Source organism: Stenotrophomonas muris, assembly GCF_052751275.1.
The window spans coordinates 4,144,568-4,163,891 of sequence record NZ_CP199879.1 but is presented as its reverse complement, the minus strand read 5'-3'; the positions used below and the strand labels follow the sequence as shown (position 1 = coordinate 4,163,891).

At 67.0% G+C, this 19,324-nt stretch carries 22 protein-coding genes and 2 tRNA genes; 8 read left to right on the top strand and 16 right to left on the bottom strand.

The window, feature by feature from the left end; all coding sequences use genetic code 11:
- Positions 1-391: 391 nt before the first annotated feature.
- From ampE to ACUVWL_RS19295, 5 genes are all read right to left on the bottom strand, one after another.
- The gene (ampE, locus tag ACUVWL_RS19315) at positions 392-1,279 is read right to left on the bottom strand and encodes a regulatory signaling modulator protein AmpE (protein ID WP_014648654.1); all 888 of its coding nucleotides are present in this window, start codon (positions 1,277-1,279) and stop codon (positions 392-394) included.
- Positions 1,280-1,413: 134 nt separating this feature from the next.
- Positions 1,414-2,319, bottom strand: coding sequence for an NAD(+) diphosphatase (gene nudC, locus ACUVWL_RS19310; RefSeq protein WP_014648655.1), 906 nt, complete (start codon positions 2,317-2,319; stop codon positions 1,414-1,416).
- Positions 2,320-2,472: 153 nt separating this feature from the next.
- Positions 2,473-2,865 (bottom strand): iron-sulfur cluster insertion protein ErpA, encoded by a 393-nt coding sequence (gene erpA, locus ACUVWL_RS19305; protein WP_005419789.1) that lies wholly within the window; start codon positions 2,863-2,865, stop codon positions 2,473-2,475.
- Between the two features lie 31 nt (positions 2,866-2,896).
- Entirely contained in the window at positions 2,897-3,361 is a 465-nt protein-coding gene (locus ACUVWL_RS19300) for a bactofilin family protein (protein ID WP_032956754.1), read from the bottom strand.
- A 4-nt stretch (positions 3,362-3,365) separates the two neighbouring features.
- Positions 3,366-4,109, bottom strand: a complete 744-nt coding sequence (locus tag ACUVWL_RS19295; protein WP_032956752.1) for a DUF6776 family protein — start codon at positions 4,107-4,109, stop codon at positions 3,366-3,368.
- Between the two features lie 179 nt (positions 4,110-4,288).
- Between ACUVWL_RS19295 and ACUVWL_RS19290 the strand changes: the two genes are divergently transcribed.
- From ACUVWL_RS19290 to ACUVWL_RS19280, 3 genes are read left to right on the top strand one after another with little or no spacing between them, the layout of a single operon-like run.
- The gene (locus ACUVWL_RS19290; RefSeq protein WP_014648657.1) at positions 4,289-4,906 is read left to right on the top strand and encodes a DUF4126 domain-containing protein; all 618 of its coding nucleotides are present in this window, start codon (positions 4,289-4,291) and stop codon (positions 4,904-4,906) included.
- A 44-nt stretch (positions 4,907-4,950) separates the two neighbouring features.
- The gene (locus tag ACUVWL_RS19285; RefSeq protein WP_329890650.1) at positions 4,951-6,840 is read left to right on the top strand and encodes an EAL domain-containing protein; all 1,890 of its coding nucleotides are present in this window, start codon (positions 4,951-4,953) and stop codon (positions 6,838-6,840) included.
- Position 6,841: 1 nt separating this feature from the next.
- Positions 6,842-9,082, top strand: coding sequence for an ATP-binding protein (locus tag ACUVWL_RS19280; RefSeq protein ID WP_197562002.1), 2,241 nt, complete (start codon positions 6,842-6,844; stop codon positions 9,080-9,082).
- A 1-nt stretch (position 9,083) separates the two neighbouring features.
- Here ACUVWL_RS19280 and bfr read toward each other — a convergent pair whose 3' ends face one another.
- The 3 genes from bfr to ACUVWL_RS19265 all read right to left on the bottom strand — a co-directional run bounded on the left by bfr (position 9,084) and on the right by ACUVWL_RS19265 (position 10,651).
- Positions 9,084-9,554 carry a bacterioferritin gene (gene bfr, locus ACUVWL_RS19275; RefSeq protein WP_005419804.1) on the bottom strand — a complete coding sequence of 157 codons (471 nt, stop codon included), beginning with the start codon at positions 9,552-9,554 and terminating at the stop codon, positions 9,084-9,086.
- 158 nt (positions 9,555-9,712) lie between these two features.
- A complete protein-coding gene (locus ACUVWL_RS19270) occupies positions 9,713-9,922 on the bottom strand; it encodes a (2Fe-2S)-binding protein (protein ID WP_005411309.1) in 210 nt (69 codons plus the stop codon).
- A gap of 108 nt (positions 9,923-10,030) precedes the next feature.
- Complete coding sequence (locus ACUVWL_RS19265) at positions 10,031-10,651, bottom strand: RNA pyrophosphohydrolase (protein ID WP_014648660.1); 621 nt, start codon at positions 10,649-10,651, stop codon at positions 10,031-10,033.
- Between the two features lie 121 nt (positions 10,652-10,772).
- Here ACUVWL_RS19265 and ACUVWL_RS19260 point away from each other — a divergent pair.
- Both ACUVWL_RS19260 and ACUVWL_RS19255 read left to right on the top strand, forming a co-directional pair.
- A tRNA-Met gene (locus ACUVWL_RS19260) sits at positions 10,773-10,849 on the top strand.
- 55 nt (positions 10,850-10,904) lie between these two features.
- A tRNA-Gln gene (locus ACUVWL_RS19255) sits at positions 10,905-10,979 on the top strand.
- Between the two features lie 323 nt (positions 10,980-11,302).
- Here the strand turns inward: ACUVWL_RS19255 and rpsI are convergent.
- Both rpsI and rplM read right to left on the bottom strand, forming a co-directional pair.
- Complete coding sequence (gene rpsI / locus ACUVWL_RS19250) at positions 11,303-11,695, bottom strand: 30S ribosomal protein S9 (protein ID WP_005411311.1); 393 nt, start codon at positions 11,693-11,695, stop codon at positions 11,303-11,305.
- Positions 11,696-11,697: 2 nt separating this feature from the next.
- The gene (gene rplM, locus ACUVWL_RS19245; protein ID WP_005414692.1) at positions 11,698-12,126 is read right to left on the bottom strand and encodes a 50S ribosomal protein L13; all 429 of its coding nucleotides are present in this window, start codon (positions 12,124-12,126) and stop codon (positions 11,698-11,700) included.
- Between the two features lie 196 nt (positions 12,127-12,322).
- Between rplM and coq7 the strand changes: the two genes are divergently transcribed.
- Positions 12,323-12,967 (top strand): 2-polyprenyl-3-methyl-6-methoxy-1,4-benzoquinone monooxygenase, encoded by a 645-nt coding sequence (gene coq7 / locus ACUVWL_RS19240; RefSeq protein WP_049440046.1) that lies wholly within the window; start codon positions 12,323-12,325, stop codon positions 12,965-12,967.
- Between the two features lie 81 nt (positions 12,968-13,048).
- On the opposite strand, the gene ACUVWL_RS19235 is transcribed toward coq7, so the two are convergent.
- Together ACUVWL_RS19235 and speD are read right to left on the bottom strand one after the other, a co-directional pair.
- A complete protein-coding gene (locus ACUVWL_RS19235; protein ID WP_005419816.1) occupies positions 13,049-13,369 on the bottom strand; it encodes a DMT family transporter in 321 nt (106 codons plus the stop codon).
- A gap of 167 nt (positions 13,370-13,536) precedes the next feature.
- Complete coding sequence (gene speD / locus ACUVWL_RS19230; protein WP_014648662.1) at positions 13,537-14,331, bottom strand: adenosylmethionine decarboxylase; 795 nt, start codon at positions 14,329-14,331, stop codon at positions 13,537-13,539.
- Positions 14,332-14,480: 149 nt separating this feature from the next.
- Between speD and crp the strand changes: the two genes are divergently transcribed.
- Complete coding sequence (gene crp, locus ACUVWL_RS19225; protein ID WP_010482649.1) at positions 14,481-15,170, top strand: cAMP-activated global transcriptional regulator CRP; 690 nt, start codon at positions 14,481-14,483, stop codon at positions 15,168-15,170.
- 62 nt (positions 15,171-15,232) lie between these two features.
- A complete protein-coding gene (locus ACUVWL_RS19220; protein ID WP_010482650.1) occupies positions 15,233-15,994 on the top strand; it encodes a sulfite exporter TauE/SafE family protein in 762 nt (253 codons plus the stop codon).
- A 112-nt stretch (positions 15,995-16,106) separates the two neighbouring features.
- Here ACUVWL_RS19220 and ACUVWL_RS19215 read toward each other — a convergent pair whose 3' ends face one another.
- The 4 genes from ACUVWL_RS19215 to ACUVWL_RS19200 all read right to left on the bottom strand — a co-directional run bounded on the left by ACUVWL_RS19215 (position 16,107) and on the right by ACUVWL_RS19200 (position 19,324).
- Positions 16,107-16,823, bottom strand: a complete 717-nt coding sequence (locus ACUVWL_RS19215; RefSeq protein WP_005419826.1) for a haloacid dehalogenase-like hydrolase — start codon at positions 16,821-16,823, stop codon at positions 16,107-16,109.
- Positions 16,820-17,614: an indole-3-glycerol phosphate synthase TrpC gene (gene trpC, locus ACUVWL_RS19210; RefSeq protein WP_032960709.1), complete on the bottom strand. Its 795-nt coding sequence runs from the start codon at positions 17,612-17,614 to the stop codon at positions 16,820-16,822. The genes ACUVWL_RS19215 and trpC overlap by 4 nt, the downstream gene beginning before the upstream one ends.
- A 74-nt stretch (positions 17,615-17,688) precedes the next feature.
- Positions 17,689-18,720: an anthranilate phosphoribosyltransferase gene (gene trpD, locus ACUVWL_RS19205; RefSeq protein WP_111205885.1), complete on the bottom strand. Its 1,032-nt coding sequence runs from the start codon at positions 18,718-18,720 to the stop codon at positions 17,689-17,691.
- A gap of 16 nt (positions 18,721-18,736) precedes the next feature.
- On the bottom strand, positions 18,737-19,324 hold the full coding sequence (locus tag ACUVWL_RS19200; RefSeq protein WP_014038739.1) for an anthranilate synthase component II: 588 nt from the start codon (positions 19,322-19,324) through the stop codon (positions 18,737-18,739).

Below are 19,324 nucleotides of genomic sequence, written 5' to 3'. Positions count from 1 at the left end.
TGCCGCGGACACCCCCGCAAACCCATCCCGCCCGACCACGGACAGTTTCCGTGTGCGTCCACCACGGAAAAGAAAGAGAAGATCAAAAGCGGAAGCGGATCGCTTCGCTCTGTATCCACGCATGGCGTGGATCGACCATGTCGACCAAGGTCGACACCCACCGGCAGTCGCGGTTGACCCACCGTCACCGGGAAACTGTCGGGGGTGGGGCGGTGTGGGGCAGCAGGACCGTTGGCGCCATGGATGGCGCCATCGAGCCCCCAGGGACGGGTTTACGGCGTGTCCTGCAGCCCCACACCGCCCCGCCCAACCCTCAGCAATCCAGAGCCGCTTTGGCTCTGGCATTGGCTTTGGCCTCTGCAGGTGCAGGGCTGCAAGCCCTGCAAAACAACTACGTCACCCAGCCTGCAATCACCAGCAATGCCAGGACCGCCAGCCACAGCAGCAGCATCCGCCACACCAAGCTCATCGCATCACGCAGGTCCGGCAACCGCTGCCACACCGGCAGCAACCCTGCCTCGGTGTAATCGTGCGCATCCTCACGCAGCTCGGCGTTGACGCTGGCCCGCGCCACCGCGCCAAGGAACCCGATGTTGCCGGCCAGGCGTTCGCCATGGGCCTGGCGCCAGGCCTTCCACGCCGTATCGAAATTGCCCACCAGCGCCATCGAGAAGGCCATCAGCTGCGCCACCGGCCACTCGATCCAGCCCAGCAGGCGCTGCGCCAGCGCCAGCGGCTCCACCGGCACGCGTGCGCGCATCGGGCTCTCCGCCATCAGCGCCAGCAGCCGGTACCCGAGCGCGCCAGCCGGGCCCAGCAACAGGAACCAGAACAGCACCGCGAACCAGCGCCGCAGTGCGTTGAGCACCGTCGCCTCGACCAGTGACGGAATGTCCTCGCGCAGGCTGCCGCCGGCCGACTGCAGGTTGCGCACTGCAGCCTGCCGCGTCGCCGCATCATCGGCATCGATAATGGCCTCGATATCGCGGTCCAGGTCACGCGGGCCCCAGCACCAGGCCAGCACCGCCACGCCCAGCAGCAGCGACGGCAGGCCGAACAGCACCCCGCGCAACAGCCACGCCAGCAGCACCATCAGCAACAGCGGCGGCAGCAGTGCCAAGGCAACGCCGGCCGGTCCCTGCCAGGCCTTGCCACCACGCGCATCCAGCCAGCCCAGCCAACGCCGGAAACCGTCGAAACGGCGCAGCGAGGCAGCAGCGGCCGGAGCAACATGGCCCAGGGCCAGTGCCACCAGCACGGCGGCCAGAGTGGTGAACATGGCAGGTCTCCCTACGAAACAGAACGCTCGGCGCCGCTACCTTACCTGTCGCAGCGGCGCCCTCCGCGATGACCCGCACTGTAACCCGGGCCGTGTTCAGGTGGCGGCAATGCAATCGCCCCAGCCGGCCCGGCTCAGCCCTTCTGCTGCCGGTACCAATGCTCGATCAGGCCGCGCGAAATCGAGATCGGCGGCGACAGGCGGATACCCTGGCCATCGTCCTCCACGTCGCGCGCCAGTGCCGCGCCGACCTCGTCGGCACTGAACCAGCGCGCGTCTTCCAGCTCACCGTCCACGGTCGGCAGGTCATCCTGCGCCTGTGCGCGGAAGCCAACCATCAGCGCACCCGGGAACGGCCAGGGCTGCGAACCGAGGTACTGGCAGGCCGTCACCCGCACCTTGCTCTCTTCATGGACTTCGCGCACCACGGTCTGCTCGAAGGTCTCGCCGGGTTCGACGAAGCCGGCCAGCACCGAGTAGCGACGCGGGGCCCAGTTCGACTGCCGGCCCAGCAGCAGCCGGCCCTGGTTTTCCACGGCGACGATCACCGCCGGGTCGACACGCGGGTAGTGTTCGGTGGAACACTGCCCGCAGCGGCCGACGAAGCCACCACGGGCAAACGCCACGGCGCCGCCGCACACGCCGCAGAAGCGGGTGCGCGAGTGCCAGTACGACATGCCGCGGGCATAGCTGAAGGCGGTCGCATCGGCCATCGACCACAGCAGCGCGGCCTGGCGCAGATCAAGCCGGCGTGGTGCGCTGATGGTGACGTTGGTGGCTTCAACCGAGAACCACGCCTGCTCTCCGCGCAGGCCGAGGAAGATCGCGGCACCCGGGCCGCCGCCGATGTCGGCGCCGGTCAGCGCCAGTGGCTGATCGTCATCGCCGGTGAAGGCGCTGCCGTCCTGATCGAGCACGAGAATGCGCGCGCCCGGCCACAGGCGCGCCAGTGCATCGGCATCTTCGCGCAGGGCATCGGCGCGCTCCAGCGGTTCACCCACGAAGGCGAAACCGGAAAGCGGCGAAGGAGTATTGGGCATCCTGCAAGCGTGCCGCCAATCGATGCGGGTGGCAAGGTCGGCGCTGTGCGCAATCTGCCGTTGTGGATGCAGGAAGGATCATCCACGCATGGCGTGGATCTACCCGCTCTGGCAGGTGCCAACCCTGGTTGGCACATTCCGGCCACAGGCCTTTTACATGCTGAAGCTGCTGCCGCAGCCGCAGGTGGTCTTTGCGTTCGGGTTGCGGATCACGAACTGGGCACCGGTCAGGCTCTCGGTGTAGTCCACCTCGGCGCCCATCAGGTACTGCAGGCTCAGCGGGTCGACCAGCAGGGTCACCCCGCTGGTCTGTACCGCCAGGTCATCCTCGGCACGGTTCTCGTCGAACTCGAACCCATACTGGAAGCCCGAACAGCCGCCGCCCTCGATGTACACACGCAGGGCCAGGTCGGGGTTGCCCTCTTCCTGGATCAGGGATTTGACCTTGGCGGCCGCCGACTCGGTGAAGTTCAGCGGGCGCTCCAGCGATTGGTAATCGGGCGCGGCAACCGGGGTGGCGCCGGGCAGGGAGACTAGCGTGCTCATGGTGCCAGCATGGGGGTGCCGGGGATGGCTTTCAAGCCATCGCCTCGGCCAGCTTGCGGCGTGCGGCGGTGTCGCCCTTGCCGCCATTGGCCTCATCGCCTTCCGGCGCCGGCAGGGCCGCCATCGGGGCGCTGGCATGGATCAGGCGGCCGTTCAGCTGGGCGCCCGCATTCATCTCCACCACCTGGTAATGGACGTTGCCATTGACCCGTGCGCTGGGGGTCAGCTCGACCTTCTCGGTGGCGTGTACATCGCCGTCCAGACGGCCGCTGATGACCACCACCTGGGCCCGGATCTCACCCTCGATCACGCCATGCTCGGCGACCGTCAGGGTCGCGCCGCTGGCGCCTTCGGTGGCGATCACCTTGCCGTGGATGCGACCTTCCACATACAGGCCACCACTGAATTCCACATCACCGCGGATCACCACCTGGTTGCCGATCAGGGCATCCACCACCAGCTGGCCTTCACGGTTGGATTTGCTGCTTCCGAACATCTGCCTACTCCCCTTTGCTGGCCGGCGCACCGGCTTGTTTCCAGTCGAATACCTGGGTGGTACCCCCCGTACCACTCCCCAATGTCACCCGCACGCGTTGCGGGGTGAAGTCAGCCGGCAGCATCACGCTGCCGGTGAGCTGCTGGAAGTACCGGAACGAGTAATCCTGTCCCGGCACCTTGCTGCGCTGGTGCAGATCATCCCAGCTGATCGTGGCCAGCTTGCCGTTCTTCACGCCTTCCACGGTGAAGCGCATCTGCCCCTGGCTGATGGCGCCGCGGTTGAGGTTCTGGGTCAGCACGGCGGTGTACTGCCAAGTGCCGGCCGCTTCCGGGCTGAACTCGATCGAATGGGTGTTCAGGCCCTTGCGCTGGCTGGTCGAACCCACCAGGCGCTCATAGAAGGCAACGTCGGCGCGCAGGCCGGCGATTTCCTCATCGCGCTCGGCCAGCGAGGACTGCACCTCGTTATTGGCGGCGCGGCTGATGCGGTCGGAGGCTTCCAGCGTGGCCTGCTTCTGGCGCAGCTCGGTCAGCTGCGCCTGCAGCGTCTCGGCGCGCTTCTCGGCAGCCTGCAGGCGCTGGCCCTGGGCATCGCGTGGCGTGGCCATCCAGCAGCCACCCAGCACCGCCAGCACCAGGCTGAGCAGCCAGATGCCGCCGATCACCAGCAGGCGGCGACGGTCGGCCGGCGGTTGCGGCGCGCCGGGCAGGCGTACCTGCACGCGCATGGGAGGACGGTTGGTCATGGGTGGTTTCCGGGGTATCGCGAGGGCGACACCGGTACGGCCCCTGTGGCAAACGACGGGCTAGTGTATGACAGGACGGGTGGGTTTCCTGCGCCGTGGCCGGCCACGGTCTGTGGCGTTCAGGCATGCCATCGTCGATAGTGTGGTCCCCTGCACAGTTCCGTCGCCGGAGCATCGCCATGACCGAAGCCCACCTGTTCGTGATCGGCATCCTGCTGGCCTGGCTGGCCGGCATCCGCGTCTACCTCACCGTGTTCGGCGTCGGCCTTGCCGGCCTGCTCGGCTGGGTCGACCTGCCGCCCGCTCTGCAGGCCACCGAATCCTGGTGGGTGCTGGGCACGTCGGCGGCGCTGGCCATCGCCGAGTTCTTCGCCGACAAGATTCCCGGCGTGGACTCGGTCTGGGACCTGGTGCAGACGCTCGCACGCGTGCCGGCCGGCGCGTTCCTCGCAGCGGCTACCCTGTCGCCGGACGGTCAGCTCGGCGCCGGCGCACTCGCCGCCGGTGCCGGCGTCGCCCTCGCCAGCCACGGCCTGAAGGCCGGTACCCGCGCGCTGCTCAATACCTCGCCGGAACCGGCCAGCAACTGGGTCGCCTCCGCCGCCGAGGACACCGTGGTAGTCGGTGGCCTGGCGCTGGCCCTGGCACACCCGTGGATCGCGCTGGTGGTGGTGCTGGCCTGCAGCCTGGCCGGCGCGCTGCTGGTGTGGCTGGTCTGGCGCGCGCTGTGGAAGGGCGTGCGCTGGCTGGCGCGCGGTGCATCGGCAGCACCGCCGGGGCACAGCAGTACCGGTTGAGCACCCGGCTTGTCGCATAATGGACGCGAACACCAGGAGCACCGATGGCCGCAAACGAATCCCCCGCGGGCGCCCGCCCGGGACGCGCTGAAACCCCTCCGGCCGATCATTGGCAGCGCTGGGCGCCCGAGGCGGCAGGCCCCGCTGTGGCCGCACCGACGGCTGCGACCCCGCCGCCCATCGCGACCGATGCCCCGGCGCCGGTCAACAGCGCACCGCCGCCGCTGCCCGGCCCGATCGCACTGGCCGAAGCCGGCAACAACGATCTGGCCCCGCCGCCCTCGGACTCGCCCTACCGCGTGCTGATCGTTGAAGACGATCGCGCCCAGGCGCTGTTCGCGCAGAGCGTGCTGCACGGCGCCGGCATGCAGGCGATCGTGCACAGCGATGCCGATGCCGCGCTGCAGGCGATCAAGGAGCACCGCCCCGACCTGATCCTGATGGATCTGCACCTGCCCGGGCTGGACGGCATGCGCCTGACCGCGCTGATCCGCCAGCAGCCCGGCCTGCAGCTGCTGCCGATCGTGTTCCTCAGCGGCGATCCGGATCCAGAGCGCCAGTTCGAAGTGCTCGACAGCGGCGCCGACGACTACCTGAGCAAGCCGATCCGGCCGCGCCACCTGATCGCAGCGGTGGCCAACCGCATCCGCCGCGCGCGTGCCCAGGCCGCGACCCTGCCGGGCGCCACCGGCGCACCGGCCACCAGCAATCCGGAAACCGGCCTGCCGACGCGCCACCATGTGCTGCAGCAGCTCAACACCGCACTCGCCCACCGCGACCGGGGCGGCGTGTTCTTCATCGAAGTGGCCAGTGCGCTGGGCCTGCGCGAACGCTATGGCTATGCCGCGTTTGAACGGCTGATGGTGCAGGCCGGGCAGCGCCTGGCCGAAGCCGGCCATCCGCACCTGCTGGCGCGGCTGAACGACAACAGCTTCCTGCTGCTGGCCCGCAACGCCGACGAGGACGCCCTCGAAGGCATCGCCGCGAGCCTGCGCGAGCAGCTGTCGGCCCGCGCCTTCGTGATCCGCGACGACGAATCCGTGCATCTGCGCGGCGTGGTCGGTTATGCGCCGCTGTCGCCGGGCTTCGAGGATGCCAGCAGTGCGCTGGAAGCGGTTGAGCGCACCACCCTGCAGGCGCGCCTGCTCAGCGCCGGCGTGGCAGGCCATGTGCATCGCCAGGCGGTCACCGAACAGGAACACCTGGCGCTGCTGGAGGGCCAGCTGGAACTGGCCTACCAGCCGATCGTCGCCGTGGCAGGCGGCAACACCGCGCAATACCAGTTGCTGCTGCGCCTGCGCCAGGCCGATGGCACGGTGCTGGCGGCCGGCCAGGTGATCCCCGCCGCGGAAGCCGCCGGGCGCATCGCCGACCTCGACCAGCAGGTGATGGACCACGCACTGGGCCTGCTGGATCTGTACCGGCACGCAACGCAGCCGCTGAGCCTGTTCGTCTCGCAGTCGCTGCGCACCCTGCAGCGCGATGCCTTCGCCGACTGGCTGCTGGAATCACTGCAGCAGCGTGACCTGCCTGGCAGTGCGCTGGTGATCGACGTGCGCCTGCCCGACGCACTGATCCACACCGTGCCGCTGCAGCAGTTCTGCCAGCGCATGGCCAGCGCAGGGGTGCGCTTCTGCCTGAGCCAGTTCGAACCCAGCGGCGAGGCCGATGCACTGCTGACCCAGCTGCCGCTGTCGTTCGTGCGCATGGCTGCGCGCTTCTCCAGCAGCCATTCCAATCCGGCCACGCGCGAGGCGCTGCGCAAGACGATCGAACAGGCCCATGCCGCCGGACTGCAGATCATCGGCCAGCAGATCGAGGATCCGCAGGCTGCAGCGGCGATGTGGGTAGGCGGCGTCGACTACATCCAGGGCAACATGGTGCAGTCGGCCGGCAGCGACCTGAACTTCGACTTCCACAACGCGGTGCTCTGACGTGCCGCTGTGGGGCGTGCTGCTGGTTGCCCTTGCTGCGGCCGCCATCGCGCTGCTGCTGTTGGGCCTGCGCCTGCGCGCGCGCAACCATGCGCTGGCCCAGCTGCAGCGCACGCACAGTGCGCTGGCCGCCGAACGCGACCAGCTTCGCCATACCACCGAACGCCAGGGCCAGCTGGAGCAACAGCTGCTGCAGGCCAAGCAGGCCGCCGAGGCGGCCGTGCTGGCCAAGGGCGAGTTCCTGGCCACGATGAGCCACGAGATCCGCACCCCGCTCAACGGCATCCTGCCGATGCTGGAGCTGATCGCACGCGGGCCGCTGGGCGAAGACCAGCGGCAGATGCTGGCCACCGCCTCGGCCAGTTCGCAACAGCTGCTGCGCATCGTCGACGACATCCTCGACTACTCCCGGCTGGAAGCGCAGGCGCTGGAACTGGAGATCACCAGCTTCAACCTGCGCGACCTGCTCGATGGCGTGGTACAGCTGATGCAGCGGGCCGCCGACGCCAAGGGCCTGGCCCTGGGCCTGCAACTGGATCCATCGGTGCGCCTGCCGGTGCGCGGCGACCCGGTGCGCCTGCGCCAGGTGCTGAGCAACCTGCTGGCCAACGCCATCAAGTTCACCGCCCGCGGCCAGGTGCAGCTGCGCGTGCTGCGTCTGGGTGAAAGTGCCGCGCAGCACCAGCTGCGCTTCGAGATCATCGATACCGGCATCGGCATCGACGACGCGCTGCAGGCACGCCTGTTCCAGTCCTTCAGCCAGGCCGACGCATCCACCACCCGCATCTATGGCGGCACCGGCCTGGGCCTGGCCATCTGCAAGCGCATCATCGACCTGATGCACGGGCACATCGGCGTGCACTCCACGCCGGGCCAGGGCGCAACCTTCTGGTTCGAGATCCCGCTGCTGAAGGTCGCTGGCGACCTGCCGGCGATGGCGCGCGCACCGGCACCGCTGCTGCTGTTCAGTGCCGATGCAACGCTGCAGGCACGTATCGAGCGCATCGCCGCCCACCATGGGCTGCAGGTGCAGGTGCTGGCACAGCTGGATGCCGTGGTCGAGCGCCTGCGCGCTCCCGCGCGGCCCGGACAACCGGCACCGGCATGGCTGCTGGTCGATGCCCGCGCACGCCGCAACGGTGAGGCCACGCTGCAGCTGGCGCTGAGTGAACGTGGTGACGACGATGCGCTGCAGGTGCTGTGGCTGCAGGAGGGCGCACTTCCACAACGCCAGCGCCAGCGCCAGCTGCCCCCGCACTTCGACGATGCGGCCCTGCATGCACTGCTGGCTGCACCGGTCGCCCCCGCCCGCCCCGCTGCGCTGCTGGCCAGCGCGGACAACGAGCAACCGGCTGCCACGCTGCCGCCGTTGCATCTGCGTGTGCTGCTGGTGGAGGACAATACGGTCAACCGGATGGTCGCCGAACAACTGCTGCGCGTGTTCCAGTGCGAAGTGCGCAACGCCGCCGATGGCGAGCAGGCGCTGGCCGCCCTCCGCGAAGGCGGCGTGGACATCGTGTTGATGGATTGCCAGATGCCGGTGCTGGACGGCTACGCCGCCACGCGCCGCTGGCGCGCCGAAGAAGTGGAGACCGGGCGCGCCCGCCTGCCGATCATCGCCATGACCGCCAACGCCATGGCCGGTGACCGCGAGCGCTGCCTGCAGGCGGGCATGGACGATTACCTGTCCAAGCCGATCGCGCGCGCCACGCTGCATGCGCTGCTGCTGCGTTGGGGTGGCGGCAAAGCTGCATCACCTGGACAACTTTCTGTGGAGCCGTCTGTAGAGCCGAGCCATGCTCGGCTGACGGCCAGTGGCACTCCCACACCATCAGCCGAGCATGGCTCGGCTCTACAGGAGACGACAAGCCAAGCCGCGCCGAAACCGGTGATCGACCGCGACGTGCTGGATGAACTGCACACCGTGATCGGCGACGCTGCCACCCAGATCGTCATGGTCTTTCTTGAAGATGCGCCGGTGATGGTGCAGCAGTTGCAGCTGGCCGCGCAGAACGGCGATGAGCTGCGCTTGCAGGCCACAGCGCACAGCCTGAAGTCATCGAGTGCAAACGTCGGCGCATTGTCGCTGTCGGCGATCGCGCAGCGGATCGAGCACGAAGCCCGTAGTGGCAGCCTGCAGCGCCCCGCGGTGGCGGTGGCGCTGCTGGTTGCGGAATTCGCCCGGGCGCGTGTTGCACTGACGGGCTACCTGGCACAGCACCGCGCCGGCCAGGGCGGCTGACTCACTCTTCCAGCTTGCTCAGCAGGTACTTCGGCTCGCCGATACGCTCGATCAGGTCCAGCTGGGTTTCCAGCCAGTCGATGTGCTCCTCTTCCGAATCGAGGATCTTCACGAACAGCTGGCGGCTGACGTAGTCGCCAACCGAATCGGAATAGGCCACGGCCTCGCGCAGGGTGACCACGCCATCGCGTTCCAGCGACAGGTCGCACTGCAGGATCTCGGTCGGGTTCTCGCCGATGCGCAGCTTGCCCAACGCCTGGAAATTCGGCAGGCCTTCAAGGAACAGGATGCGGTCGGCGAGCATGTCGGCATGCTTCATCTCGTCGATCGATTCCTTGTACTCGTGTTCGGCCAGTTCCTTGATGCCCCAGTTCTTCAGCATCTTGGCGTGCAGGAAGTACTGGTTGATCGCGGTCAGCTCGTTGTAGAGGACCTTGTTGAGGAATTCGATGACCTTGGTGTCGCCCTTCATGGGGGTGCTCCTGCACGCTGAAAACGCAGGCACTTTAACGCCTCGCGTGCGCTCGTGAAGGAACGCGAATCGTGCGCATTGGCCTGCGCGGCCGAAGGTGAAGGATGCGAAAGCGCGGCGTCAACGCGCCGCGAAAAGGCGATCAGGCGATCAGGCGATCAGGCGACCTGCGCCAGGCCCAATACCGGCAGCGGCAGATCGTGGGTCGCACGTGCCTTGGCCAGCAGGTCGCCGGCCATGTCCAGGCAGGAACCGCAGGTGGCACCACAACCGGTACGCATGGTCAGTTCGGCCACCGTGCTGACGCCATGGCTGGCGGCTTCGCGGATCTGGTGGTCGGTGACTCCGTTGCAGATGCAGACGTACACAGGCGGGAACCGGGCTGACAGGCCACAAGCGGCCTGGTGGCTATTCCAATGGAAACGAGAATGGTTGTCAATCAGAGACCTGAACCATTCTCGATACCGTTCAGCCGGTCAGCTGGCCGGGCCGTCGCCCGTGACCTTCTTCGGCCAGTACCCTCGGGTCCGCGGGCGCTTGCGCGGGCGATCGTGCCCGGCGGTGTGGCCCGGCATCCAGGCCTCGGCGGCGCTCTTGGGCATGGCGGTGACGCCCTGCCCGGCCACGCCACGCGCCAGTGGCGCCAGGTGTCGCAGGGCACGCGCATAGACGCCGCGTTTGAACATCACCACGTGCTCTACCGGGTACCAGAAGTCGACCCAGCGCCAGTGGTCGAACTCGGGCGAGTCGGTGTGGTCCAGCGTCACGTGGGATTCGTCGCCGGTCAGGCGCAGCAGGAACCAGACCTGTTTCTGGCCGATGCAGACCTGCCGCTCGTTGCGGCGGATGGCCCGCGCCGGCAGCTTGTAGCGCAGCCAGCCGGGCGTGGCCCCGAGCACTTCCACATGCTCAGGCAGCAGGCCGGTCTCTTCCTGCAGTTCACGATACATGGCCTCGACAGGCGTCTCGTCGGTGTTCATGCCACCCTGCGGGAACTGCCAGCCATCCCGGCGCACGCGTCGTGCCCAGAACACCTGGCCGTCCTGCCGCATCAGCACGATGCCGACGTTCGGTCGATAGCCGTCCGGATCGATCACGATGCGGACTCCTAAGAAAATCTACTGGTCGGGACTATCCCATGCCCTCTGTCGGCCCACAAGCACGACACAAAAGTGTTGACAGGGTCGATACACATCCGCAGAATAGCGGGCTCACCAAGGCTATGTAGCTCAGCCGGTTAGAGCACAGCACTCATAATGCTGGGGTCGGTGGTTCGAGTCCACCCATAGCCACCACACTGAAAATCAAGTTGTTTTTCAGTGTGAAAAGTGAGAAAATAGTTGCACGTTTTGCCCCGTCGCCAAGCGGTAAGGCACCTGACTCTGACTCAGGCATTCGGTGGTTCGAATCCATCCGGGGCAGCCAAATTAAAAACAAAAGGCCAGATCGAAAGATCTGGCCTTTTGTTTTTAATTTGGTCGCGCATCCCACCTTATCCCCGCGCCTGTCGGCGCGCCCCCTTGAACATCAAGGGGGCTCTTCTCCAGAGAGAGGCCCGGGGTCGGATCCTTTTCCAAAGGAAAAGGCTCTGACCCCACCCCTTCCGAGATGCGAAACCCCGGGTAGTGCCGGCCGCTGGCCGGCAACCACGAAATGCCTGACTCCAAAACAACAAAAGCCCGGCCGAAGCCGGGCTTTTGCTTTTCCAACCAGCGGGCTCCCGCAGGAGCCCAACCAGGCGCGGTAAATCAGCGCTTGGAGAACTGGGTGGCGCGGCGGGCCTTGTGCAGACCGACCTTCTTACGCTCGACTTCACGGGCGTCACGGGTCATGAAGCCGGCCTTGCGCAGCTCGGACTTCAGGGTTTCGTCGTACTCGACCAGCGCACGGGCGATGCCCAGGCGGATCGCACCGGCCTGGCCGGTGGTGCCGCCGCCAGCGGCGGTGACCAGGATGTCGAAGCTTTCGGTGTTCTTGGTCAGCTCGAGCGGCTGGCGCACGATCATGCGCGCGGTCTCACGACCGAAGAACTCGTCCAGCGGACGACCATTGACGGTGATGTTGCCCGAACCCTTGCGCAGGAACACGCGAGCGGTGGAGGACTTGCGGCGGCCAGTGCCGTAGTTTTGAGTGATAGCCATGATTAGATATCCAGAACCTGCGGCTGCTGTGCGGCGTGCGGATGCTCAGTGCCGGCGTAGACCTTGAGCTTGCGGTACATCTGGCGACCCAGCGGGCCCTTCGGCAGCATGCCCTTCACGGCGATCTCGATCACGCGCTCCGGGTGGCGCTCCAGCGCCTGGGCCAGGGATTCGGTCTTCAGGTTGCCGATGTAGCCGGTGAAACGGTGATACATCTTGTCCTGCAGCTTCTTGCCGGTGACGGCAATCTTTTCTGCATTGATGACGACCAGGTAGTCGCCGGTATCAACGTGGGGGGTGTAGACCGGCTTGTGCTTGCCGCGCAGACGGCGGGCCAGCTCGGTGGCGAGACGGCCCAGGGTCTTGCCCTCGGCGTCGACGAGGTACCAGTCGCGCTGGACGGTCTCGTTCTTGGCAGTGAAAGTGCTCATGAAGAACTCTAGGTTAGGTCGGGCTCATTGCGGCGAAGGACTCGCCGGAACTCTGCCACGCGTTGTGAAAGGTGAAGCGCAAGAGGCGGGATTGTACGCAGGTCACGCCCTCGGTGCAAGCTGGCCCTGCCCCGGGTTGGCAGGGGAGCGGGGGCGGGCGAGAATCGGCGGGTCTCCCGCCCCACCGCGTGCCGCCATGACCGTGCTCCGCCAGACCACCCCGCTGGACCACCTGCTGACCGAGGCGCAGCGCGCCCTGGACACGGTGTTCGGCAACCCTCCGGCGGCCCGCCCCTACCCGGCCGCAGGCACCGGCGAGCCGGGCATGGGCCGCGCCGAGCGCCGCCACGCCGCGGGGCTGATGCGGATCAACCATGTCGGCGAGGTCTGCGCACAGGGCCTGTACTTCGGCCAGGCGGCCGTGGCCCGCGACCCGGCCACCCGTGAACACCTGCTGGAAGCGGCCCAGGAAGAGACCGATCACCTGGCCTGGTGCGCGACCCGGCTGGATGAACTGGACAGCCGCCCGAGCCTGTTCAATCCGCTGTGGTACGCCGGCAGCTACACCATCGGCACCCTGGCGGGTCTGCGCGGCGACGGCTGGAACCTGGGCTTCGTGGTTGAAACCGAGCGCCAGGTGGAAGCCCATCTGGACGAGCACCTGGTCGACCTGCCGGCCGGCGATCTGCGCAGCCGCGCGGTCATCCAGGTGATGAAGGAAGACGAGGCCCGCCATGCGGAGCACGCCGAACAGGCCGGCGCACGCCGCCTGCCGTTCCCGATCCCGGGCGCGATGGCGCTGGCTTCCAGGGTGATGAAGACCATCGCCTACCGCATTTGAAGGGTCGCCCGCACCAACGGTGCGGGCCTACCAGGAGGTGCGGGGGCGACGGTGGGGCCCGACCGTTGGTCGGGCCATCAATCAGTTGGGCGAGACCAGCTTCAGGCCGATCACACCGGCTACGATCAGGCCCACGCAGGCCAAGCGGGCCGGCGACGCACTGTCGTTGAACAGATAGATGCCCAGCACCGCCACGCCCATGGCGCCGATGCCGGTCCAGATCGCGTAGGCGGTGCCGACCGGGATGCTCTTCATCGCCTGGCTCATCAGGTACAGGCTGATCAGGGCGGACACCACCGTGGCAACGGTGGGCAGGGGTTTGCTGAAGCCTTCGGAGTACTTCATTCCGAGGGCGAAACCGATCTCGAACAGGCCGGCCAGCAGCAGATAGATCCAGGGCATGGGTGGGGGCTCCTTACCTTTTTGGGAAAAACAAAACGGCCCGGTGTTTTCACACCGGGCCGTGGGTCGGTACATCACCGTGGAACCGTAACGCGTGCGAGGCACTGGTTCCACGGGGCGGGTCGTCCCGCCTGGGCGGCGATGCCTGCGGGCATCGCACATGGGGCTTACTCGGACAGGTTCCGGCCGTGGAACAGCTCTTCGATCTCGCGCTTGAGCAGCGCTTCGATCTTCATGCGTTCCTTGAACGACAGGTTCTTGGCCTTTTCCTCGAACAGGTACTGGTCCAGGTCGAAGTCCTTCAGGTGCATCTTCGTGTGGAAGATGTTTTCCTGGTAGACGTTGACGTCGAACATCTCGTAACGCGACTTGATGTTCTTGGCCAGGAAGTTCTGGATCGAGTTGATCTTGTGATCGATGTAATGCTTCTTGCCCTTCACATCGCGGGTGAAGCCACGGACACGGTAGTCCATGATCACGATGTCCGATTCCAGGCTCTCGATCAGGTAGTTCAGGGCCTTCAGCGGCGAAATGACGCCACAGGTGGCCACGTCGATGTCCGCGCGGAACGTCGCGATGCCTTCCTGCGGATGGGTTTCCGGGTAGGTATGGACAGTGATGTGGCTCTTGTCCATGTGCGCGACCACGGCGTCGGGAATCAGTTCCTTGCCGGCCTGCTTCTTGTCGATCACCGGCTCTTCGGAGATCAGGATGGTCACCGAGGCACCCTGCGGGTCGTAGTCCTGGCGGGCCACGTTCAGGATGTTGGCGCCGATGATCTCGGCGACATCGGTCAAGATTTGAGTCAGCCTGTCGGCGTTGTACTCTTCATCGATGTATTCAATGTAACGCTGACGCTCCTCTTCGGTGCGCGCGTAACACACGTCATAGATGTTGAAGCTCAGCGCCTTGGTGAGGTTGTTGAAACCCTGCAGCCTCAGGCGAGGCAACGGCTTGACCACGGCGGTCGATTCCTGTGTAAGAAGGGAAAGGGGGAATTATGGGGCAAACTGCCCCCGGGGGGAACGTGAAGACGCAAGAGTTCTGGCACACTGTTTGCCCTTAACAATTGCGCTGGTTAAGCTCCGCTATCGACCCCGTGAATCCGTTCATGCGCAGAGGGAGCGCCCCTATCGTGTCAACCGTGCGCCTAGCTAGCAGTCCACTGGCCCTGGATATCGCCACAATCGATCGTTTCCTGGCGCACAGCCACAGGCGGCGATATCCCACCCGTACCGACGTCTTCCGACCCGGTGACCCGGCGGGAACCCTGTATTACGTCATCAGCGGCTCGGTTTCGATCATGGCCGAGGAAGATGACGATCGCGAGCTTGTGCTGGGCTACTTCGGTGCCGGCGAGTTCGTCGGCGAGATGGGCCTGTTCGTCGAATCGGACCGCCGCGAGGTGATCCTGCGGACCCGTACCGCCTGCGAGCTGGCTGAAATCAGCTACGAGCGCCTGCATCAGCTGTTCCTCGGCCCGCTGTCGGCCGACGCCCCGCGCCTGCTGTACGCGCTGGGCCAGCAGATCTCCAAGCGCCTGCTCGACACCAGCCGCAAGGCCAGCCGCCTGGCATTCCTGGACGTTACCGACCGGATCGTGCGCACCCTGCACGACCTGGCGCAGGAACCGGAGGCGATGAGCCATCCGCAGGGCAGCCAGCTGCGCGTCTCCCGCCAGGAGCTGGCACGCCTGGTCGGCTGCTCGCGGGAAATGGCCGGCCGCGTGCTGAAGAAGCTGCAGACCGACGGCCTGCTGCATGCCCGTGGCAAGACCGTGGTGCTGTACGGCACCCGTTGACCGTTGAGCACCCGGTGGGTGCGGACCTTGGTCCGCACTCCTTCGCGCGCTAGGCTCGGGGCATGGAACTGAGCAGCGAATTCTGGTGGTTCATCCTCATCGGCCTGGGCGCACAGCTGGTCGACGGCGCGCTGGGCATGGCGTTCGGCCTGGTGTCTTCGTCGGTGATGCTGAGCATGGGCCTGCCCCCGGCGCAGGTCAGCGCCAGCATCCACACCGCTGAAGTGTTCACCACTGGCGCCTCGGGTGTGTCGCACCTCGCAGCCGGAAATGTCGATAAGCGCCTGTTCCTGCGCCTGGCCCTGCCTGGCGCGGTGGGCGGTGCCGTGGGCGCGTACGTGCTCACGCAGATCCCGGGCGAGATCATCCGGCCACTGATCTACCTGTACCTGCTGGTGCTGGCGATCATCATCCTCGCCCGCGCGGCCGGACGCTGGATGCCCAAGGGCGAGATCCGCCGGGTACCGGTGCTGGGCTTCTTCGCGGGCCTGCTCGACGCCAGCGGTGGCGGCGGCTGGGGGCCGATCGCCACGTCCACCCTGCTCGCCCGGGGTGGCCAGGCGCGCACCACGATCGGCACGGTCAATGCGGCGGAGTTCGTGGTCACGCTGACGGTGTCGGCGACCTTCCTGCTGTCGATGGGGGTGCAGCACCTGCAGATCGTCGCCGGCCTGCTGATCGGCGGCATGATGGCCGCGCCGGTAGCCGCCATCCTGGTCAAGCGGGTGAAGGAGCGCTGGGTGCTGGTGGCCGTCGGCGTGCTGGTGCTGGGGATCAGCCTGTTCCAGATTGGCCACGCGGTGTACGGGCACCTGTACCGCTGAGCGTTTGCCGGCCAGCGGCCGGCACTACCGGGACAGAGAAGCGCCGGCACAACCGCGACGGAGAGGGGTAGTGCCGGCCGCTGGCCGGCAGATCCATCACCGTGCGGCGGGATCAGGCCTTGTCGCCGCCCCGGTCCACGCAACCCCAGTTGAGGATGCGGGTGCCCGCCGGCAGCACGCGGCGGAAGAACGCCACCCGGCCCGGCTTCGGGTTCACCACTACCGGCGCCTTGGCTGCCAGCAGCAGCGGCAGGTCGGCGGTGCTGTCGGAATAGGCGATATCGATGTCGCCGTAGCCGCGCTCGCGCAGCATGCGCATCTTCTCTTCATTGTGGCAGTGGCGGGTCGGGCCGACGCCGCCCAGCCGTGGGCCGACCTCGGTGCCGATCACCGGTACGTCCTGGTGGGCCACGAAAGCCAGGATCGCGCGCGCCAGCTCCGGCGGCGCACCTGTGGCAACCACCACGCGGTCACCCTTGGCGCGGTGCGCGGCGAACACCTCCAGCGCCTGCGGCAGCAGCTTGGCGCGCATCTGCGCCTGGTTGCGCAGCACATAGGCGTCGATCACCTTGTTGAAGTCACGCGCACGGTGCAGGCCGAAGCTGCCGATCCACACATAGACCGAGATGCCCGCGCGACGGGTCGGCAGCATCGCCACCATCGGCCCGGCGATCGGCGTGACCAGCAGCGCCGCCAGCATGCGCAGCGGGTTGCGCTTGATCAGCGAGGCGAACAGGTGGGTGCCCGAATCGCCGTCGTACAGGGTGTGGTCGAAGTCGAAGACCACCAGCGGCGCATCCTCGCGCGGCGTTGGATAGTGCGTTGTCATGCCGCGAAGAATAGCTGACGCAGGCCCTCGCCCGGCTCTTCCACGCGCATGAAGGCTTCGCCGACGAGGAAGGCATGGATGCCGGCGTCACGCATCAGCGCCACGTCCTGCGGGCCAAGGATGCCGCTCTCGGTGACCAGCAGGCGGTCACGCGGCACCGCGTTCTGCATGTCCAGCGTGGTCTGCAGCGACACTTCGAACGTGCGCAGGTTGCGGTTGTTGATGCCGATCATCGGCGCCGGCACCTGCAGCGCACGCTCCAGCTCGTCGATGTCGTGCACTTCCACCAGCACGTCCATGCCCAGCGACAGCGCCAGTTCGGACAGCGTGGCCAGCTGGGTGTCGTCCAGCGCGGCGACGATCAGCAGGATGCAGTCGGCGCCCAGCACGCGTGCCTCGTACACCTGGTAGGCGTCGATGACGAAGTCCTTGCGCAGCACCGGCAGCGTGCACGCCTCGCGCGCCTGCTGCAGGTAGGCGTCGGCGCCCTGGAAGAAGTCCACGTCGGTCAGCACCGACAGGCAGCTGGCGCCGCCGAACTCGTAGCTGACGGCGATGTCGGCCGGGCGGAAGTCCGGGCGGATGACGCCCTTGGACGGGCTGGCCTTCTTCACCTCGGCGATCACCGCTGGATCGCCGTTGGCCACCGCCGCCTGCAAGGCGCGCACAAAGCCACGTACCGGCGGGGCGCCGGCCACGGCGGCCTGCAGCGCCTCGAGCGGGCGCTGGGCGCGGCGCTGGGCCACTTCTTCGGCCTTGCGGGCCAGGATCGTCTGCAGGATGTCGCTCATCGTCTTCGGTTCGGTGCGGGGGCGGTGAGGACGGCCATTATCGGCCATCGACGGGGTCAGGCTGAACCGCGCGCTCAGGCAACCAGCGCACGGGTGGTCTCAACATACTGCTGCAGGCGCTGGCGGGCACTGCCGTTGGCGATGGCGGCACGGGCGCGGGCCAGGCCGTCGCCGATGTCGCTGGCCACGCCGGCAACGTACAGCGCGGCGCCGGCATTCAACGCAACGATGTCCAGCGCCGGGCCGGGCTCATTGTCCAGTACCGCGCGCAGCATCTGGATGGACTGCTCCGGGCTGTCCACGCGCAGGTTGCGGCTGGCCGACATGGCGATGCCGAAGTCCTCCGGGTGGATCTCGTACTCGCGCACCTTGCCGTCGCGCAGTTCGCCCACCAGCGTGCCGGCACCCAGCGAGATCTCGTCCATGTTGTCGCGGCCCCAGACCACCATGGCGCGCTCGGTGCCCAGCTCGCGCAGCACGCGGGCCTGGATGCCCACCAGATCGGGATGGAACACGCCCATCAGCACCGACGGCGCGCTGGCCGGATTGGTCAGCGGGCCGAGGATGTTGAAGATGGTGCGCACGCCCATCTCGCGGCGTACCGGCGCAACGACCTTCATCGAAGGATGGTGGATCGGCGCGAACATGAAACCGATGCCGGTCTGCTCGATGGCGGCGGCCACCTGATCCGGCTGCAGTTCGATCACCGCGCCCAGCGCTTCCAGCGCGTCGGCACTGCCGGACTTGGAAGACACGCTGCGGTTGCCATGCTTGGCCACGCGCGCGCCGGCGGCGGCCGCGACGAACATCGAGCAGGTGGAGATGTTGAAGGTGTGCGAGCCATCGCCACCGGTACCGACGATATCAACCAGGTTGGAGGTATCGGCCACCGGCACTGGCCGGGCGAATTCACGCATCACGGCGGCCGCCGCGGCGATTTCGTCCACGGTCTCCTTCTTCACGCGCAGCCCGGTCAGGATCGCCGCGGTCATCATCGGCGAGACGTCGCCGCGCATGATCTGCCGCATCAGGTCGACCATTTCGTCGAAAAAGATTTCGCGGTGTTCGATGGTGCGATGCAGGGCTTCCTGGGGGGAGAAGCTCATGGGAATGCTCCTTGGATCAGGCCGCCGGACGCTGCAGGAAATTGCGCAGCAGGGCGTGGCCGTGTTCGGTGAGGATGGATTCGGGATGGAACTGCACGCCTTCCACCGGGAACTGGCGGTGGCGCAGGCCCATGATTTCTTCGATCGAGCCGTCGTCGTTCTCGGTCCAGGCGGTCACTTCCAGCACATCGGGCAGGCTGTTCTTGTCCACCACCAGCGAGTGGTAGCGGGTGGCCTGGTAGCGGTCCGGCAGGCCGGCGAACACGCCCTTGCCTTCATGGCGGATCGGCGAGGTCTTGCCGTGCATGATGTTGCCGGCACGGATGACCGTGCCGCCGTAGACCTGGCCGATGCCCTGGTGGCCCAGGCAGACGCCGAGGATCGGCGTGGTCGGGCCCAGGCGCTGGATCAGCTCCAGCGACACGCCTGCTTCGTTGGGCGTGCACGGGCCGGGCGAGATGACGATGCGCTCGGGCTTCTGCGCGGCGATCTCGTCCACGCTCATCGCATCGTTGCGCACCACCTTCACCTCGGCGCCCAGCGTCTGCAGGTACTGCACGAGGTTGTAGGTGAAGCTGTCGTAGTTGTCGATCATCCACAACAT

Bases quoted from the DNA above. Each gene is read 5' to 3' on its own strand.
- ACUVWL_RS19215 (WP_005419826.1), bottom strand. From the start codon at position 16,823: ATGACAACGCACTATCCAACGCCGCGCGAGGATGCGCCGCTGGTGGTC.
- rpsI (WP_005411311.1), bottom strand. From the start codon at position 11,695: ATGGCTATCACTCAAAACTACGGCACTGGCCGCCGCAAGTCCTCCACC.
- erpA (WP_005419789.1), bottom strand. From the start codon at position 2,865: ATGAGCACGCTAGTCTCCCTGCCCGGCGCCACCCCGGTTGCCGCGCCC.
- bfr (WP_005419804.1), bottom strand. From the start codon at position 9,554: ATGAAGGGCGACACCAAGGTCATCGAATTCCTCAACAAGGTCCTCTAC.
- ACUVWL_RS19220 (WP_010482650.1), top strand. From the start codon at position 15,233: ATGGAACTGAGCAGCGAATTCTGGTGGTTCATCCTCATCGGCCTGGGC.
- ACUVWL_RS19200 (WP_014038739.1), bottom strand. From the start codon at position 19,324: ATGTTGTGGATGATCGACAACTACGACAGCTTCACCTACAACCTCGTG.
- trpD (WP_111205885.1), bottom strand. From the start codon at position 18,720: ATGAGCTTCTCCCCCCAGGAAGCCCTGCATCGCACCATCGAACACCGC.
- ACUVWL_RS19235 (WP_005419816.1), bottom strand. From the start codon at position 13,369: ATGCCCTGGATCTATCTGCTGCTGGCCGGCCTGTTCGAGATCGGTTTC.
- crp (WP_010482649.1), top strand. From the start codon at position 14,481: ATGCGCAGAGGGAGCGCCCCTATCGTGTCAACCGTGCGCCTAGCTAGC.
- ACUVWL_RS19300 (WP_032956754.1), bottom strand. From the start codon at position 3,361: ATGTTCGGAAGCAGCAAATCCAACCGTGAAGGCCAGCTGGTGGTGGAT.
- trpC (WP_032960709.1), bottom strand. From the start codon at position 17,614: ATGAGCGACATCCTGCAGACGATCCTGGCCCGCAAGGCCGAAGAAGTG.
- coq7 (WP_049440046.1), top strand. From the start codon at position 12,323: ATGACCGTGCTCCGCCAGACCACCCCGCTGGACCACCTGCTGACCGAG.
- ACUVWL_RS19285 (WP_329890650.1), top strand. From the start codon at position 4,951: ATGGCCGCAAACGAATCCCCCGCGGGCGCCCGCCCGGGACGCGCTGAA.
- ACUVWL_RS19295 (WP_032956752.1), bottom strand. From the start codon at position 4,109: ATGACCAACCGTCCTCCCATGCGCGTGCAGGTACGCCTGCCCGGCGCG.
- nudC (WP_014648655.1), bottom strand. From the start codon at position 2,319: ATGCCCAATACTCCTTCGCCGCTTTCCGGTTTCGCCTTCGTGGGTGAA.
- ampE (WP_014648654.1), bottom strand. From the start codon at position 1,279: ATGTTCACCACTCTGGCCGCCGTGCTGGTGGCACTGGCCCTGGGCCAT.
- rplM (WP_005414692.1), bottom strand. From the start codon at position 12,126: ATGAGCACTTTCACTGCCAAGAACGAGACCGTCCAGCGCGACTGGTAC.
- ACUVWL_RS19290 (WP_014648657.1), top strand. From the start codon at position 4,289: ATGACCGAAGCCCACCTGTTCGTGATCGGCATCCTGCTGGCCTGGCTG.